Here is a 15,392-nt window from a genome sequence, read left to right as displayed (position 1 = left end):
GCCGGGCGTGTCGCGGGCTCAGGCCCCGGCCAGGGCGAGGCGCTGCTCGGCCTGCTCGGGGGTCAACCACACGGTGCCGTCCAGGGCGAGCTTCTTGGCGTCGAAGGCGTCGACCCACAGGCCCGCCGCCCAGCTCGCCTGCACCTGCTCGGCGCTCCACGAGTGGCCCGAGGCCTGCTGGTATGCCTCGACGAACGCCGCCGACTCGGCGACGGTGGCGGGCCGCTGCACGACGCCGATCGGCCAGACCGCGGCGGCGAGCCCCACGATGACCGCCTCGGGCGCGCTGATCAGACTGTCCCAGTCGTGCACCGCCCACGGCTGCCCGTCGCGCCAGCGCAGGTTCTCGGCGTAGAAGTCGCCGTGCCCGATGACCGTCGGCCCGGCCGGCAGGGCGTGCAGCCGCCGCTGGACCCGGCGGGCGACGTCGTCGAGCCAGGCGCTGTCCGGCTGGGCGTTGAGGTCGGCGTCGCGGTCGTCGGGCGGCGGCCACACGCCGCCGTACCCGTGATCCCAGGCCGTCCACGGCGGATGCGGCGCGAGCACGCCCGCCACCTGCGGCCGCGGCGCGAGCCGGACCAGGTCGGCCAGCAGCGCCGCGTACCGCTCGGCCGCGTCGCCGTCCACGGGCAGCACCTCACCGCCGGGGGCGAGGACCTCGGCGTGGGCCGCGTACCCGCCGAACGGCACCGGGCCGAGCAGCGGGCGGGGGCACGGGAAGCCCGCGTGCCACAGCGCCTGCTGCACGGCGGTGCACACGGCCAGCCGGGGCGCGGCCGGGCGGACCTTCACCACGACCTCGCGGTCGTCCTTGAGCCGCACGCCGACGACGGCCGACAGGTGGGTGACGGTGAACAGCGTCTGGTCGACCCCGGATCCGAGCCAGCGTCGGCACCAGGCGTCGAGGTCGGCGTCGGCGACGACGGGCGGTGCGGGCATCGAGTGCGCCATGGCGGGCCACGCTAGCACCCGGACTCCGGTGGTGCGGCCCGTCAGGCCGCGACGTGCAGCCGCGCGACGACCTCGGTGTCCTCGATCTCGCCGGTCTCGGTGAAGCCGACGCCCGCGTAGCAGCGCCGGGCCGCGGTGTTGGCCGGCTCGTACGACAGCGCGAAGCTGCTCAGCCCGTGCTCGGCCGACAGCAGCGCGATCGCGGCGCGCACCGCGGCGCGGCCGTACCCGCGGCCCTGCCGTGCCGCGTCGACGATGATCCCGCCGAGCCAGGCCGCCCCGTCGGCGGGGTCGACGGTCCACATGAGGAAACCGACGACGTCGCCGTCGGCGTCGAGCACCGCCAGGGGCCGCCAGCCCGCCTCGCCGTACTGGCACAGCGCCAGGTAGTACGCGGGCGCGGCGACCCAGTCCGACTGCGACTCGGCGACGGTGAGCGCGGTGACGGCCCGCCAGTTGGCGGCGTCGACGGGGGCGAGACGGGCGGAATCAGGCGTGACAGGGGCGGTCATGCCGGGCATCATGCCAGGTCGGAAGGTGCCGACGGCAGGGGAGCACGTCAACCTGCTCGATCCGCGGCAGTCGGCCGTGGTCGCGTGGGCGGCCGCACTGGCCGGGTGAACATCCGAACGCCGACGCCGGAGAACCGCAGATCAGGACGTGACGGCGTGGTTCCACTGTGCCCCATTTGTCCGGTCATAGCATTTGATCTCGGATTGCCCCGGCAGTGTGTGCCGCCATCAGGGTGGTGTCCCGACCTGCGCCGGGAGCGTACGTCCGCACACACCTGGAGGCACCCGCCCATGCGTATCGCACGCACCGCCCTCGCCGTGGCCGTCGCGGCCCTGAGCCTCGCCGCCGTGCAGGCCCCCGCGCACGCCGTCGCGCTGTGCAACGAGAAACCGGTCACCCACCTGGGCACCGCCGAGGCCGACGTCATCGTCGGCACGCCCGGCGACGACGTCATCCTGGCGCTGGCCGGCGACGACACCATCAGCGGCCTCGGCGGCAACGACGTCATCTGCGCCGGCGAGGGCAACGACACCGTGTACGGCGAGTCCGCCGCGCTCGACGTGGCCGCGGCCGGCGGCAACGACATCGTCTTCGCCGGGCCGGGCGACGACATCGTCGTCGGCGACTTCGGCGCGGCCGAGTTCCCGACGGTCGTCGGCGGCGTCGGCTGGAACGACTACCTGTACGGCGGCGAGGGCGCCGACACCCTCTACGGCGACGCGATCGATGTCTCGGTCACCGCCGCGGCCATCGGCGCGGCCTTCGCCGCCGACGGCGTCTTCGGCGGTCCCGGCGCCGACACGATCTACGGCGACGCCCGCAACCTGACCGTCGACGTGGCCGGCGCGCTCGGCGTCGACGTCGCCGGTAACAACCTGTCCGGCGGCGACGACAACGACACCATCTACGGCAACTTCGACACCGTCACCACGGCCGGCACGGTCGGCGGCAGCGGCTGGCGCGACACCCTCAACGCCGGCCCCGGCGACGACACCGTCTTCAGTGACGCCAAGACCGGCAACGACAAGTTGACCGTCGTCGGCGACCTGGCCTTCACCGACCTGGTCAACGGCGGCGTCGGCACCGACTCGGCCGACGCGGGCCCCGGCATCGACATCTGCGCCAACACCGAAACCCCCACCAACTGCGAAGCCTGACCGCCTCCCCCTCTGCCGCAACTCTTGAAGAGTCGCGCCTTCCGGACATCCCGCAGGCCACGAGTCTTCAAGAGTTGCGGCGGGGAGTGGGGCGTCAGGGGGCGAGGGCGGGTTCGATGCGGCGGAGCAGGCCTGGCCAGCCGCGGGACATGCCCTCGTAGGCGGTGCGGCCGAGGGGGGAGTCGAGGTCCAGGCCCGCCTGCTCGAAGAACAGGCGGGTGCCGGTGCCTTCAGCCTCCAGGCGGAAGGTGATGGTGTTGTCCAGCGAACCGGTCGCGAAGCTGTAGCTGAGCAGCTTCTCCGGCTCGACCGCGAGCACCTCGCAGGGCTGCTCGCCCCAGTTGCCCATGTCGAGGGTGAAGCGGTGGCCGACGACGGGCCGCACGTCGCCGGCCGCCCACCACCTGGCGTGCAGTTCGGGATCGGTCAGCGCCTGCCACACCCGTGCGGGCGGGTGGCCGATGAACTGGTCGCAGCGGATGACAGCGGGATCGGTCATGAGAGTTCCTCGTCGAGTACGTCGCGCAGCGACCTGAGCCGCTCGCGCCAGAAGTGTTCGTAGGGATGCAGCCACTGCCCGACCTCGGCCAGGGGCTGCGGCTGCAGGTGGTAGTACCGATGGCGGCCGCGCGGCTCCTCGCGGACCAGGCCCGCGCCCCGCAGCACCTGCAGGTGCTCCGAGACCGCGGGCCGGCTGAGCGAGAACTGCCCGGCGAGTTCGCCGGCTGCGCGCGGGCCCTCGCGCAGCGAGTCGAGCAGTTGCCGGCGTACGGGATTGGCCAATGCGCTGAACACGTCAGTGGTCACAGTCGGTAACAATACGTCGGAGATCCCCGACATGTCAACTTCTCCCGACACGTCGAGAGCAAGGAAGGGCACCTTCTTATCGCTACGCGTATAAGAAGGTGCCCTTCCCATCGCTCAACCCCGCCGTGTGCGGGCGGCGTTTCACAAGAAATTCATGCCGTCGTAGAGATCCGGTCTGGATCCACGGGCGTCCATCTGCGATGGTCCATCCGTCCCCGTCGTTACCCCAGTCCGGAACCCCCATCCGGCCGCGGCGGCGGACAGTCGGGAGACCCTCCAATGTCCCGTGTCCTCAAGGCGGTGGCCGCCACCGCGGCCGCCCTGGCCATGTCGCTCACCCTCACCGCGACCCCGGCCCATGCCACCCCGCCCAACATCCCCTCCTACAGCACGGCCGTGAGCCGCCTCGCGGCGCTCACCGTCGCCGCCGAGTCCCACGGCTCCACGTACAACCGGGACCTGTTCCCGCACTGGATCACCATCACCGGCGCCTGCAACACCCGCGAGCAGGTCCTCAAGCGCGACGGTGTCGGCGTCGTGGTCAACAGCAGCTGCGCCGCGACCTCCGGGTCCTGGTACAGCCCGTTCGACGGAGCGACCTGGACCGCCGCGTCCGACGTCGACATCGACCACATGGTCCCGCTGGCCGAGGCGTGGGCGTCCGGCGCGTGGGCGTGGACGACCGCGCAGCGCCAGACCTACGCCAACGACCTCGGCGGGCCCGAGCTGTGGGCCGTCACCGACAACGTCAACCAGGCCAAGGGCGACAAGGACCCGGCTGAGTGGCAGCCGCCGCTGTCGTCGTTCCGCTGCACGTACGCCCGCTCCTGGATCCAGGTGAAGTGGTACTACAACCTCACCGTCGACAGCGCGGAGAAGTCCGCCCTCAACAGCATGCTCGCCAGCTGCTGATCCGATAGTCCCCGGTCGTGGGCGGCGGTCGCCGACGACCGGGGACTCCGCACGGGCGGCGCCGTCGGTCGCACCCGCTCAGGAGCGGGCCCCCCATGGGGCGCCTCGACCTGATCCGGCCGGACGTGGAACTCGTCACGGCCGTCCTCGCTCGTCACGCCGTCCATCACGGTCGACACGACGAGCCTGCGTCCAGTGCCGTCGCGGGTGGAGTCGACCACCCAGCACCTGACGTGACCGGGCGCGGGCAGCGCGGTGGCGGAGGTGAACTCCTCGAAGAAGATCGGGATCTTGTCGACGAAGGTGGCGGCCCTTCCGTCGGCGTCGACCAGCCGCACTCGCACCAGGCCAGGCCAATCGTCCTCGACGAGCTCGACGACTTCGACCTTCAGCAGCGACCAGCTCGGCACCGTCCCCTGCGCGACGTGTGCGGCCTGCTCCCGCTCGGCGCTGCGGTGCTGCAACTTGCGGCCGAGCCCCACCGCGTAGCCCAGACTCACGAGGGTGAGGAACGCGGCGCTGCGGTGCCCGGAGGTCAAGAGCAGCATCACGGGCGCGAGAGCGAACACGGCCACGCTGACCCACCAGAACCACAACGGGAGGGCACGCAGCACGACCTGCCCACTCGATCTCGACGCCATGCGCGTCACCGTAGCCGGTCGAGCAAGGCCTCCCCGGCAACGTCGTTGGACCAGAGCGATCTCCGCAGGTCGGAGAGGTCGAGCAACCGGGCGGCGGTCTCGCCGAGTGTGATGTCCCGGGTGCCGGACAGCCACCAATCACATTGGTCGTTCCCCGACCACAGCAGAATCCTGACTCCGTCGCGCTCGAACCGCAGTTGCTCCTGCGCGGGCCAACCGTGCGTGGACGCGCGTTCGTCGAAGTTCGCTCGCAGATATGCCAGAGATTCCTCATCCAGCGGAGCCGCCTGCGCCTGAAGGAGCGGCTCACGGCCCAGGCAGGTGCCGTCCCAGCGCCGGGCCGCGACGAAGCTGGACACGTCAGGTGCGTAAATGGCGGTACCCGCGTCGCCGGCGAGATCGCCGCCGACGAGCACCGGCGGTGCCGCGACGCCGAGGGGAACGCCCCAGCTGCAGACCCCCTGGTTCTCGTCGGCGATCACCAGCACGGGCGTGGGCCAACCGGGAAATCGCCGGTCTTCGTCTTCGGGACCGTCGACCAGCAACCGGTGGGGAAAGACGACCTGATCATTGTGTACGCGGGCAAGCTCGGCGGCGGCCGTCGTGGTGATCAACGCGCGGAGTGGCTCGGGAATCGAGAGGTGGCCGCCGTCAACGCTGATCGGCGCCGATCCGGGTAGCGCTTCGGAGCCCGTGCTGCGGATACGGTCGAGCAGCAGCGGAATCCAGTGGTCGCCGTAGCGTTCCCGCAGGTCCGGGAGCTGCCAGTCGTGGCCGGTGACCACGCCTCGGCAGCGAGCGGAACCGCAGGTGCAGTCCATCCGGAACTCCGCGACGGCCGTGCTGGTGCCGTAGTCGTTGGTGACTTCCTCGCCGGGAGCGATGTCGCGCCGAGCCGCGAGGGTGTACGCGTCGACCCACCACAGATTCGGGTCGCAGCTGTGGTTGCCGTACCCGTTGTCCCGGCGCGGCGGCAGCACGAGATGAAGGTCGTCGGCGACGCTGACCGTATCGACATAGCGGCCCTCGAGCGCCGCCTCGGCGAACAGTTGCCGCAGCTGCGCCCAGGTGACGAGGTGGCCGCCCAGCCGGGATACCACGGTTCCGGCCGGGAGCGCGATGCGCGCGAACAGGCCCTTGCCGGAGATCGAAGATGCGCGGACCTCGACGCCGGGGTGCAGCCAGCAATCAGCTGCGGGCTGCGGCGGGAAAGCGGCGGGCATCAGCCGACCCACTTCTTCAGCAGGCCGCTCAGCACCACGAACATGAACACGACGAACCCGACAACCCCCAGCAGCGTTGCGACTGCCAGCGCCTTGACGGCGACGAGTACGCGACTGCCCTGGTGGTCGTTGCGCTCCTCGGCGGGCGCCGGCGACATCGGCGCCAGTCGTGGCTCGTCGGGCGACCGTCCCATGACGATGCAGGCTACTGCCCCGACGCAGTCGGCGTATGCCCGTCGGCGTGGCCGGTCACGGACCTCCCGGACCGAGCCGGAGGTCCGTGACCGGCCGGTGATCAGCCGACCACTAGGGCATCGGAGCGCCGAACCGAGTCGAGACCCGCTGTTCGACTCGAACGGGTGATGACACCGAGCGGACGCGCCGGCCGTCCCCGTCCGTGGACCGGATCTTGCGATATGCCCTGCTGCGGGTAGGGTCGCGATGATCCCCGCCGGGCGGCGTCCGCTCACGCAGACCGGCCTCTGACGCACCTGAAGGACAGTCATGTCACAGCAGCAAGCGGCGGGCTCCGGACCGCCGGCCGTGATGGCGGAGACGCAGGCGCCGTGGGCGGCGCGGGACGGCCTGCGGATCACCGGCGTACGCGCGATCGTCACCGCCCCCGAGGGCCTGCCCCTGGTCGTCGTCCGCGTCGACACCAGCGACCCCGGCCTGCACGGCTACGGCTGCGCCACGTTCACGCAGCGCTTCCACGCTGTCGTGGCGGCCGTCGACGAGCACGTCGGCCCGATGCTGATCGGGCGGCACCCGGCCGACATCGAGGACATCACCCGCATGGTGCACCTGTCGTCGTACTGGCGGGGCGGCCCGGTGCTCAACAGCGCCCTGTCGGGGGTGGACCAGGCGCTGTGGGACATCGCGGGCAAGCGCGCCGGGATGCCGGTGTACGAGCTGCTCGGCGGCCGGGTCCGCGCCGCCGCCGACACGTACCTGCACGCCGCGGGCGCGACCATCGAGCAGACCCTGGAGCACGCGCAGGAGATCCTCGACTCCGGCTACCGGCACGTACGCCTGCAGGCCGGCGGCCCCGGCCTGGGCACCTACGGCGCGCCGGGCACCCCGGGCGGCTACCCGGACGCGCCCTACCCGGACGGCTGGGACGTGCAGCAGTACCTGCGCGACACCCCGAAACTGTTCGCCGCGGCCCGGGAGGTGCTGGGCGAGAAGCCGAACCTGATGCACGACGTGCACCACCGGCTCACCGTGAAGCAGGCCGTGGCGCTGGCCCGCGCGCTGGAGCCGTACCGGCTGTTCTTCCTGGAGGATCCGATCCCGCTGGAGCTGTACGACCGCCTGCCCGAGGTGCGCGCCGCCGCGCCGATGCCGATCGCGGTCGGCGAGCAGGTCGCCTCGGTCGCCGACGCGGCCCGGCTGGTCGCCGGGGGCGGCGTGGACCTGCTGCGGCTGCACATCTCGGCGATCGGCGGCCTTACCCCGGCGCGCAAGCTGGTCGCGCTGTGCGAGCTGACCGGCGTCGGCACGGCCTGGCACGCGCCCGCGGACGTGTCGCCGATCGGCGCGGCCTGCAACGTGGCACTCGACGTGTCCAGCCCGGCGTTCTCGATCCAGGAGGGCCACCTGTGGCCGGATCCGGTGCGTGAGGTGTTCCCGGGCACGCTCGACCCGCGCGGCGGCTACCTGTATCCGAACGACGCCCCCGGCTGGGGCATCGAGGTCGACGAGAAGGCGGCGGCGAAGTACCCGGCCGTCACGCACCTGCACGAACGCTGGTCGGCGCGGGTACGCCGGCCCGACGGGGGGATCGAGGCGCCATGACCGGCATCGGCATCGTCGGCACGGGCAACATCGCCGCCGGCTACCTCACCGACCTGCGCACCTACCCCGGCATCGACGTGCTCGGCGGCTACGACAACGACCCGGCGCAGGCGGCGGCGTTCGGCGCCGCGCACGACCTGCCGATCTACGGCAGCCTCGACGAGCTGCTCGCCGACGACAAGATTGACGTCGTCGTGAACCTGACCCCGCTGTTCGCGCACGTGCCGGTCACCACGGCAGCGCTGCGCGCGGGCAAGCACGTGTTCAGCGAGAAGCCGCTCGCGCCGACAGCCGAGCAGGCGCGGGCGCTGATCGCCGAGGCGGCCTCGCGCGGGCTGCGGCTGGGCTGCGCGCCGTTCACGTACCTCGGCGAGGCGATCCAGACGGCGTGGAAGCTGGTCCGCGACGACGCCGTCGGCCCGATCAAACTGGTGTACGCCGAGGTCAACCACGACCGGATCGAGTCCTGGCACCCCGCGCCGCAGGGGCCGTACCGGGCCGGTCCGCTGTTCGACGTCGGCGTCTACTCGCTGACGGCGCTGACCGCGATGCTCGGCCCCGCGCGCCGGGTGTGGGCGTACGGCACGATCCTCAAACCCGACCGGGTCACCCTGTCCGGCGAGATGTTCTCCCCGCAGGCCCCCGACTTCTCCGTCGTCGTTCTGGAACTGGCCGGCGGCGCGACGGTGCGCCTGACCGCGAACTTCTACGTCGGCGCGGGTACCCGCCAGTCCGGCATCGAGCTGCACGGCGAGCGCGGCTCCATCCACATCGCCGACTGGACCAACTTCGACTCCGAAATCCGCGTCGGCCTGCCCCCGGAGCCGGTCCCGCTGCTCGGCGACCCCTACCCGGGCATCCCCTGGGGTCGCGGCATCGCCGAGTTCGTCGCCGCGATCAACGAGGGCCGCCCGCACCGCTGCTCGGCCGAGCACGCCGCCCACATCGTCGACATCCTCACCGCCGCCGCCCACTCCCAGCAGTCCGGCACCCCCGTCGACGTCACCTCCACCTTCCCACCCCCACTCCCGCTTCCCTGGGCCGCATGAAAGGAAGGGCACCTTCACATCGCTATGCGTTGTGGAAGGTGCCCTTCCTTACCGCCGCCTGGCTTCGGTGCAGGTCAGCGCAGGCTGGCGGTGGCGCGGCGGCGGTCGGGGAGGAGTGCGCGCCGCCGCGCCGGGGTGGGACCGTCAGTGGGCGTCGTACGCCTTCGGCAGCTTCATGCCGCGCTCGGCCATCAGCTCGCGCACCCGGTTCGGGTAGTCGGTGATGATCCCGTCGACGCCCATGTCCATCAGCGCCGCGACGGTGGGCATGTCGTCACAGGTCCACGGGATGACCTTCAGGCCGCGGGCGTGCGCCCGGTCGACCATGTCCTGGTCGGGGTAGAAGCGGAAACCGGGGTCTCCGATCTTGCCGTTCTGCGGGAAGCCGTAGTTCGGCGACAGCGCGGTGACGCCCTCGATCGACGCGGCCGCGGCCACGAAGTCGCCGCCGAAGTCGTCGGCGTCGATGCCGCCCAGCCACGGCGACGCGCCCGGCTTGCCGACCTGCAGGAAGTCGTAGTTGGTCAGCGCGACCAGCGGCATCTTCGGCGCGAGCCGGTGCATGGCCATCAGCGCGCCCCAGTCGAAGGACTGGATGCTGACCTGCTTCTCGATGCCCGAGCGGTGGATCTCCTCGTACACCCGGCGCACGAACAGCTCGCGGGGCGCGGTCTGCTCGGGCGCGCCCGCCTCGACCTTGGTCTCGATGTTCAGCGTCACGCCGTGCGCGCGGTGGCTCTTGACCAGGTCAAGCACGTCGCGCAGTTCGGCCAGACGCTGGCCCTTGATCTGCTCCTGCTCCGGGAAGCCCGGCAGCTGCTGGAATCCGCAGTCCATCGTCTTGACCTGGGCCAGCGTCAGGTCCTTGAGGTACTTGCCGACGTAGGGGTACATCGGGTCGCCCGGTGTGACCGGTGCGGTGTCGGCGCACTTCTGGGCGCTGACCTTGCGGTCGTGGGTGACGACGACCTTCTCGTCCTTGGTGATCTGGGTGTCCAGCTCCAGCGTGCTGACCCCGAGGCGCAGCGCATTGGCGAAGCCCTCCAGGGACTCCTCGGTGGTCATGCCGATGCCGCCACGGTGCGCCTGCAGGTCGAAGTGCGTCTTCTGCGGCAGCGGCCCGTGGCCGGCGGGCGGCGACGCGTGAGCGGCGGCCGGGACGGCGAGCGCCGGGACCACGGCCAGGGCCGCCAGGACGTGACGTAGGGACATGGGGGTACCTCGGTTCTGTCAAGATCTACTTACCGGTCGACCGTAGAAGCCGTGCCGATCCCCGCCGTGGCCTGGGCGTGAGGGGGCGGTGAACGTTGGTGGACGCGCCGGTGCGCCGTGCCGCGCGGTCCGGCCGCCCGGCATCGGCCTCGGTGGAAGCCCTGGCCGCGCCTCGGGGTCGCGGTCCGGGTCCGGCCCGGAGGCGCGTCCCGCCGCGCGGGCAGACGATCGGCGGGTGAAGAAAACTGCCGCTGTCGCGCTGATCGCCGCGCCGCTACTGCTCGCCGCCTACGGGGTCGTCCGCATCGTCGGCAAGTCCGACGGCGTGTACGGGCCGGGCCTGGACTGGCAGGCCGCGCACCTGCTCGCCCTCGCCGGAGTCGTCCTGTTCGTGCCCGCGATCCTGGGCCTGGGCGCGCTGCTGCCCCGCGGCGCGTGGCGCTCCGGCACCGTCGCCGTGACCATGTTCGGCCTCGCGGCCTCGATGGTCCAGTTCGGAGCGGACATCTGGTTCGCGCTGCGCGCCGACGACAAGGCCGGCATGCGGGCGCTGTCCGGTGACTTCGGCGACATCCCGGGTGTGGACCTGGTCGTCTATCAGGTCGGACCGCAGCTGTTCTTCGTCGGACTGCTCGTGCTGGCGATCCTGGCGGCCCGGACCCGGCGGCTGCCGTGGTGGAGCCCGGTCGTGCTGCTGATCGGCATCCTCCTGCCTCCGGTGACGCTGGACCTGCTGCCCCTGTCGGGCCTGCTGATCCTGGCCGCCCTGTGGCCGGCCACTCGCGGTGGGCGCTCGGCCGGCGGGCCGGCGGCCACGGCAGGTAGCGGCGCCGCCGGTCCGGCGGGCCTGCGCCCCGCCGCGCCCGTGTCCGGCGGCAGCCGGACCGCGTTCGCCGAGGACGAGGTGTACGCCGGGCCGCCGCCGCGTCTCACGCCGTGACGGTCCGGGCGGGGTGGTGGCGGCTCAGCGGGATGACCATCGGGGTGCCGGTGACGGGGTCGGGCACGACCTGGCAGCCCAGCCCGAACACCGCGGTGACCAGCTCCGCCGTCACCACCACGCCCGGGTCGCCCTCGGCGGCGATCCGCCCGTCGCGCATCACCACGAGGTGGTCGGCGTACCGGCAGGCCTGATTGAGGTCGTGCAGCACCATGACGACGGTGCGCCCGTCGCGCCGGTTCAGGTCGGTGACGAGGTCGAGCACGTCGACCTGATGCGAAAGGTCCAGGTACGTCGTGGGCTCGTCGAGCAGGAGCACGGGTGTCTGCTGGGCGACGGCCATCGCGATCCAGGCCCGCTGCCGCTGGCCGCCGGACAGCTCGTCGACGGGCCGGTGGGCGTGCTCGGTCATGCCGGTGGCCGCGAGGGCCTCGGCGACGGCCTGCTCGTCGGCGGCCGACCACTGCCGCCACCAGGTCTGATGCGGCGAGCGCCCCCGGCCGACCAGGTCGAGCACGCTGATGCCCTCGGGGGCGACGGGGGACTGCGGCAGGATGCCGACCTGGCGGGCGACCTGCCTGGTCGGCTGCGTGTGGATGGCCCGCCCGTCGAGCAGCACCGCCCCGTGCTCGGGGCGCATCAGCCGGGCCAGGGCGCGCAGCAGCGTCGACTTGCCGCAGGCGTTGGCCCCGACGACGACGGTGACGCGACCGTGGGGGATCAGCAGGTCGAGACCGGACACCACGGTGCGGTCGTCGTAGGCGAGGGTCAGGTCCTCGGCCCGCAGCGCTGTCATGGGACGTCCTCCGTGGCTGGGCGGTACGGGGAGATCACTTCAGCCTCCGCTGTCGGCGCGGTTGGCGCGGACCAGCAGCCGGAGCAGGAAACCGGCGCCGATGGCCCCGGTCACCACCCCGACCGGCAGGTCCAGGTCGGGCAGCAGGTGCCGGGCGAGCAGGTCGCTGCCGGACACCAGCAGCGCGCCGGTCAGCGCGGACAGCAGTACCGGCGGCGCGGACAGCCGGGCCAGCCGCTGCGCGATCTGCGGCGCGGCCAGCGACACGAACAGCACCGGCCCGGCCGCGGCGGTGGCGAACGACACGAGCGCGACGCTGACCAGCAGCAGCAGGCCACGGGCGAGCTGCACGGGGGTGCCGAGGCCGCGGGCGACGTCGTCGCCGAGCTGCAGGTTGCGGTTCCATCCGGCCAGCAGCAGCGCCGCGGGCAGCAGCACCGCCACGGCGACACCCAGCGGGCGTACGGCCTCCCAGCCGCGCCCGTTGAGGTTGCCGACCAGCCAGCCGACCGCCTCCTGCGCCTGGTGCATCTTGGCCCGGGTGAGCAGGTAGTCGGTGGCGCTGGTGCACATCCACGACACGCCGATGCCGACCAGCACGATCCGGAATCCGGTGCTGCCCCGCCGCCAGGCCAGCAGGTACACGGCGAGCGCGCCGAGCAGGCCGCCGGCCAGGCCGAGGGTGGGCGTGCCGAGGGGGTCGCCGAAGCCGAGCACGATGCCCGCGACGACCGCGGTGGTGGCACCCGCGTTGATGCCGACCATGTCGGGGCTGGCCAGCGGGTTGCGGGTGATCGCCTGCAGCACCGCCCCGGAGGCCGCGAACGCCGCGCCGACCAGCACGCCGGTGAGCGCGCGGGGCAGGCGTACCTCGTGGACGATGAAGACGGTGCCGCGCGCCCCGGAGCGCCACAGGGCCGGTACGACGTCGACCAGCGGCACGGGGTAGTCACCGAGGGCCAGCCCGAGGCAGAACGCCGCGAACGCCGCCACCGCGAGCACGGCGCACATGACGATCAGTCGCGGGCGCAGCGGCAGCCCGAGCAGGGAAGACCGCAGCGCGCGACCGGTGCGGGCCTGCTTGCCCGTGATGTCGGTTGTCAGGCGGGCGGCCGTGGCGATCGCCGTTTTGGCTGGTGGCGGGGCGGGGGCGGGCGGGGTGTCGGAGGTCGGTGGGTGCACGGCGTCACATCTCGGCCAGTCGGCGGCGGCGGGCCAGGGCGATGAAGAACGGCCCGCCGAGGAACGCCACGACGATGCCGGCCTGGATCTCCTCGGGGCGGGCGACGACGCGGCCGAGCACGTCGGCGGTGATGAGCAGGATCGGCGCGGCGAGCAGGGTCAGCGCGAGGATGCGCCGGTGGTCGGGGCCGGTGACCATCCGGGCCAGGTGCGGGGTGACCAGGCCGATGAAGACGATCGGGCCGGCCAGTGCGACGGCGGTTCCGGCCAGCACGGTGATGGCGAGGGTGGCCCGCAGCCGGATCAGGCCGACCCGGCGGCCGAGCGCGGCGGCGACGTCCTCGCCGAGGGCGAGGCTGTTCAGCGCGGGCGCGGTGGCCAGGGCGAGCACCGCCGCGGCGGCCAGCAGCGGGGCCACCTGCCACAGCGTGGCGGCGTCTGCGGCGGTGAGCGACCCGGCGGCCCAGAACCGGAACCGGTCCAGGGCGAGCGGGCTGCGCAGCACGAGGGCGCTGGTGAAGGAGCCGAGCAGGAACGTCACCGCGATGCCGGCCAGCGCCGTCTTGACCGGGGTCGCGCCGCCGCGGCCGAGGCCGCCGAGCAGGTGCACGGCGAGTGCGCCGGCGAGCGCGCCCGCGAAGGCGTACCAGATGAGGTTGGTCGGTGCGGTGCTCGCGCCGAACGCGGCGACCGCGACCACGATGGCGAACGAGGCCCCGGCGCTGACCCCGAGCAGACCCGGGTCGGCGAGCGGGTTGCGGGTCAGGCCCTGCATGAGCGCCCCGGCCAGGCCGAGCGCCGCGCCGACGAGCAGGCCGGCCGCGGTACGCGGCAGGCGCACGTTCCACACGATCGCGCCGACCTGCGGGTCGACGGTGCCGCGGTCGAGCAGCGCGTCGGCGACCTGTCCGATGGGGACGGCGCGGCTGCCGAAGGCCAGCGACAGCAGGCACAGCACGGCCAGCAGCAGCGCGGCCGCGGGCAGGTACGCGGCGGCGCGGCGTAGCCGGGCGGGAGCCGGGGGAGCGGGGGTCACGTCCACCTCATGGCCGTATCTTAAGTGAGCCTTGCCTTACCGTACGACCGGGCATGAGCTGGGCAAAAGCGGTGAATCTTGAAATTAGGTTAGCCTTACTTTACCATCCCCTCAGTTGTCCGTCCCAGTCGAGGGGATAGTCATGTCCACCCTGCCGAAGCAAACCGGCGCACGTCGTGTGTGGCCGGTCGCCGGCCGGCTGACCGCGGCGCTCGCCGTGGCCGCGCTGGCCCTCACCGCGTGCGGCGGTGACCCGGCCGCGACCCCCGCGCCCGGCGGTTCCGCAGCTCAGGGCGCAGCGTTCCCCGTCACCATGTCGCACAAGTACGGCGACACCGTCATCGACAAGGCCCCGGCCCGCGTGGTCACCCTCGGGCTCAGCGACCAGGACCCGGTGCTCGCCCTCGGCGTCGTGCCGGTCGGCTCCATCGACTGGTTCGGCGAGCGCCCCTACGGCAAGTGGCCGTGGGCGCAGCCGCTGTGGGGCGGCAAGGCCCCCGAGGTCGTCGGCGAGCGCGACGACTACAACCTGGAGAAGATCGCGGCCCTGAACCCCGACCTGATCATCGGCATGTACTCGGGCATGAGCCAGGAGCAGTACACCAAGCTGACCCAGATCGCGCCGACCGTGGCGCAGGTCAAGGGCTACGACGACTACAGCGCGCCGTGGCAGGAGATGACCATGCACGCGGGCCGCGCGCTGGGCCAGTCCGCCAAGGCCGCCCAGCTGATCGCCGACATCGACAAGCGGCTGGCCGACCTGAAGGCCAAGAACCCGCAGTTCGCGGGCAAGACCGTCGCGGTCGTCGAGCCGTACGAGCCGGGCAAGTACGCCGTGTTCGCGCCCAGCGACCCGAAGGTCGTGCTGATGACGCAGCTCGGTTTCACCGTGCCCGACGCCATCGTCAAGGCCGCGGGCAGCGAGTACGCCGCCGAGATCGGCTCGGAGCGGCTCGACCTGATCGACGTCGACAAGCTGGTCTTCCTCACCGCCGACAAGTCCACCGAGACGACCGTCAAGGCCGACAAGGTCTACACCACGCTCCAGGTCGCCAAGGAGAACCGGGCGGTGTTCCTGCCCTACGAGACGCCGCCGCTCGGCGCCGCGCTGTCCTTCGGCACCGTGCTGAGCATCCCGTACGCGCTGGACCAGCTGGTCCCGCTGCTCGGCTGAGC

General features: G+C 72.4%; 17 protein-coding genes. 6 read left to right on the top strand and 11 right to left on the bottom strand.

What is annotated here, in order from left to right; genetic code table 11:
- Positions 1–18 precede the first annotated feature (18 nt).
- Together AB0B35_RS32790 and AB0B35_RS32785 are read right to left on the bottom strand one after the other, a co-directional pair.
- On the bottom strand, positions 19–951 hold the full coding sequence (locus tag AB0B35_RS32790; protein WP_361052920.1) for a phosphotransferase: 933 nt from the start codon (positions 949–951) through the stop codon (positions 19–21).
- Between the two features lie 41 nt (positions 952–992).
- On the bottom strand, positions 993–1,463 hold the full coding sequence (locus AB0B35_RS32785) for a GNAT family N-acetyltransferase (RefSeq protein WP_361052917.1): 471 nt from the start codon (positions 1,461–1,463) through the stop codon (positions 993–995).
- Positions 1,464–1,754: 291 nt separating this feature from the next.
- On the opposite strand from AB0B35_RS32785, the gene AB0B35_RS32780 reads away from it, so the two are divergent.
- Positions 1,755–2,621: a calcium-binding protein gene (locus AB0B35_RS32780; protein WP_361052914.1), complete on the top strand. Its 867-nt coding sequence runs from the start codon at positions 1,755–1,757 to the stop codon at positions 2,619–2,621.
- A gap of 94 nt (positions 2,622–2,715) precedes the next feature.
- On the opposite strand, the gene AB0B35_RS32775 is transcribed toward AB0B35_RS32780, so the two are convergent.
- Entirely contained in the window at positions 2,716–3,120 is a 405-nt protein-coding gene (locus AB0B35_RS32775) for an SRPBCC domain-containing protein (RefSeq protein WP_361052911.1), read from the bottom strand.
- Positions 3,117–3,428: a metalloregulator ArsR/SmtB family transcription factor gene (locus AB0B35_RS32770; RefSeq protein ID WP_239167089.1), complete on the bottom strand. Its 312-nt coding sequence runs from the start codon at positions 3,426–3,428 to the stop codon at positions 3,117–3,119. The genes AB0B35_RS32775 and AB0B35_RS32770 overlap by 4 nt, the downstream gene beginning before the upstream one ends.
- A 279-nt stretch (positions 3,429–3,707) precedes the next feature.
- On the opposite strand from AB0B35_RS32770, the gene AB0B35_RS32765 reads away from it, so the two are divergent.
- Positions 3,708–4,340: an HNH endonuclease family protein gene (locus AB0B35_RS32765; RefSeq protein ID WP_203688509.1), complete on the top strand. Its 633-nt coding sequence runs from the start codon at positions 3,708–3,710 to the stop codon at positions 4,338–4,340.
- Here AB0B35_RS32765 and AB0B35_RS32760 read toward each other — a convergent pair.
- Genes AB0B35_RS32760 through AB0B35_RS32750 form a run of 3 tightly spaced genes read right to left on the bottom strand, consistent with a single transcriptional unit; the run spans position 4,277 to position 6,398 of the window.
- Entirely contained in the window at positions 4,277–4,981 is a 705-nt protein-coding gene (locus AB0B35_RS32760; RefSeq protein ID WP_361052908.1) for a hypothetical protein, read from the bottom strand. The genes AB0B35_RS32765 and AB0B35_RS32760 overlap by 64 nt on opposite strands.
- 5 nt (positions 4,982–4,986) lie before the next feature.
- A complete protein-coding gene (locus AB0B35_RS32755; RefSeq protein ID WP_361052905.1) occupies positions 4,987–6,204 on the bottom strand; it encodes an SET domain-containing protein in 1,218 nt (405 codons plus the stop codon).
- Positions 6,204–6,398 carry a hypothetical protein gene (locus AB0B35_RS32750; RefSeq protein ID WP_361052903.1) on the bottom strand — a complete coding sequence of 65 codons (195 nt, stop codon included), beginning with the start codon at positions 6,396–6,398 and terminating at the stop codon, positions 6,204–6,206. The genes AB0B35_RS32755 and AB0B35_RS32750 overlap by 1 nt, the downstream gene beginning before the upstream one ends.
- Positions 6,399–6,708: 310 nt before the next feature.
- On the opposite strand from AB0B35_RS32750, the gene AB0B35_RS32745 reads away from it, so the two are divergent.
- Positions 6,709–8,001: an enolase C-terminal domain-like protein gene (locus AB0B35_RS32745; RefSeq protein ID WP_361052900.1), complete on the top strand. Its 1,293-nt coding sequence runs from the start codon at positions 6,709–6,711 to the stop codon at positions 7,999–8,001.
- Positions 7,998–9,050, top strand: coding sequence for a Gfo/Idh/MocA family oxidoreductase (locus AB0B35_RS32740; RefSeq protein ID WP_361052897.1), 1,053 nt, complete (start codon positions 7,998–8,000; stop codon positions 9,048–9,050). The genes AB0B35_RS32745 and AB0B35_RS32740 overlap by 4 nt, the downstream gene beginning before the upstream one ends.
- Positions 9,051–9,194: 144 nt before the next feature.
- Here AB0B35_RS32740 and AB0B35_RS32735 read toward each other — a convergent pair whose 3' ends face one another.
- Entirely contained in the window at positions 9,195–10,262 is a 1,068-nt protein-coding gene (locus tag AB0B35_RS32735; protein WP_361052894.1) for a glycerophosphodiester phosphodiesterase family protein, read from the bottom strand.
- A 235-nt stretch (positions 10,263–10,497) separates the two neighbouring features.
- Between AB0B35_RS32735 and AB0B35_RS32730 the strand changes: the two genes are divergently transcribed.
- Positions 10,498–11,202, top strand: a complete 705-nt coding sequence (locus tag AB0B35_RS32730) for a hypothetical protein (RefSeq protein ID WP_361052891.1) — start codon at positions 10,498–10,500, stop codon at positions 11,200–11,202.
- Here AB0B35_RS32730 and AB0B35_RS32725 read toward each other — a convergent pair.
- From AB0B35_RS32725 to AB0B35_RS32715, 3 genes are read right to left on the bottom strand one after another with little or no spacing between them, the layout of a single operon-like run.
- A complete protein-coding gene (locus tag AB0B35_RS32725; protein ID WP_361052888.1) occupies positions 11,192–11,998 on the bottom strand; it encodes an ABC transporter ATP-binding protein in 807 nt (268 codons plus the stop codon). The two genes, AB0B35_RS32730 and AB0B35_RS32725, sit on opposite strands and share 11 nt — an antisense overlap.
- A 39-nt stretch (positions 11,999–12,037) precedes the next feature.
- Positions 12,038–13,180, bottom strand: coding sequence for an iron chelate uptake ABC transporter family permease subunit (locus tag AB0B35_RS32720; protein WP_361052885.1), 1,143 nt, complete (start codon positions 13,178–13,180; stop codon positions 12,038–12,040).
- Positions 13,181–13,184: 4 nt separating this feature from the next.
- Positions 13,185–14,216 carry an iron chelate uptake ABC transporter family permease subunit gene (locus tag AB0B35_RS32715; RefSeq protein ID WP_361052882.1) on the bottom strand — a complete coding sequence of 344 codons (1,032 nt, stop codon included), beginning with the start codon at positions 14,214–14,216 and terminating at the stop codon, positions 13,185–13,187.
- Positions 14,217–14,358: 142 nt separating this feature from the next.
- Here AB0B35_RS32715 and AB0B35_RS32710 point away from each other — a divergent pair, with 142 nt between their 5' ends.
- Entirely contained in the window at positions 14,359–15,390 is a 1,032-nt protein-coding gene (locus AB0B35_RS32710) for an iron-siderophore ABC transporter substrate-binding protein (protein ID WP_361052878.1), read from the top strand.
- Positions 15,391–15,392: the final 2 nt, after the last annotated feature.

Origin of the sequence: Catellatospora sp. NPDC049133 (genome assembly GCF_040648455.1) — a bacterium.
Classification (GTDB): domain Bacteria; phylum Actinomycetota; class Actinomycetes; order Mycobacteriales; family Micromonosporaceae; genus Catellatospora; species Catellatospora aurea.
The sequence above is the reverse complement of the archived record's forward strand: the minus strand, read 5'-3'. Positions and strand labels throughout refer to the sequence as shown.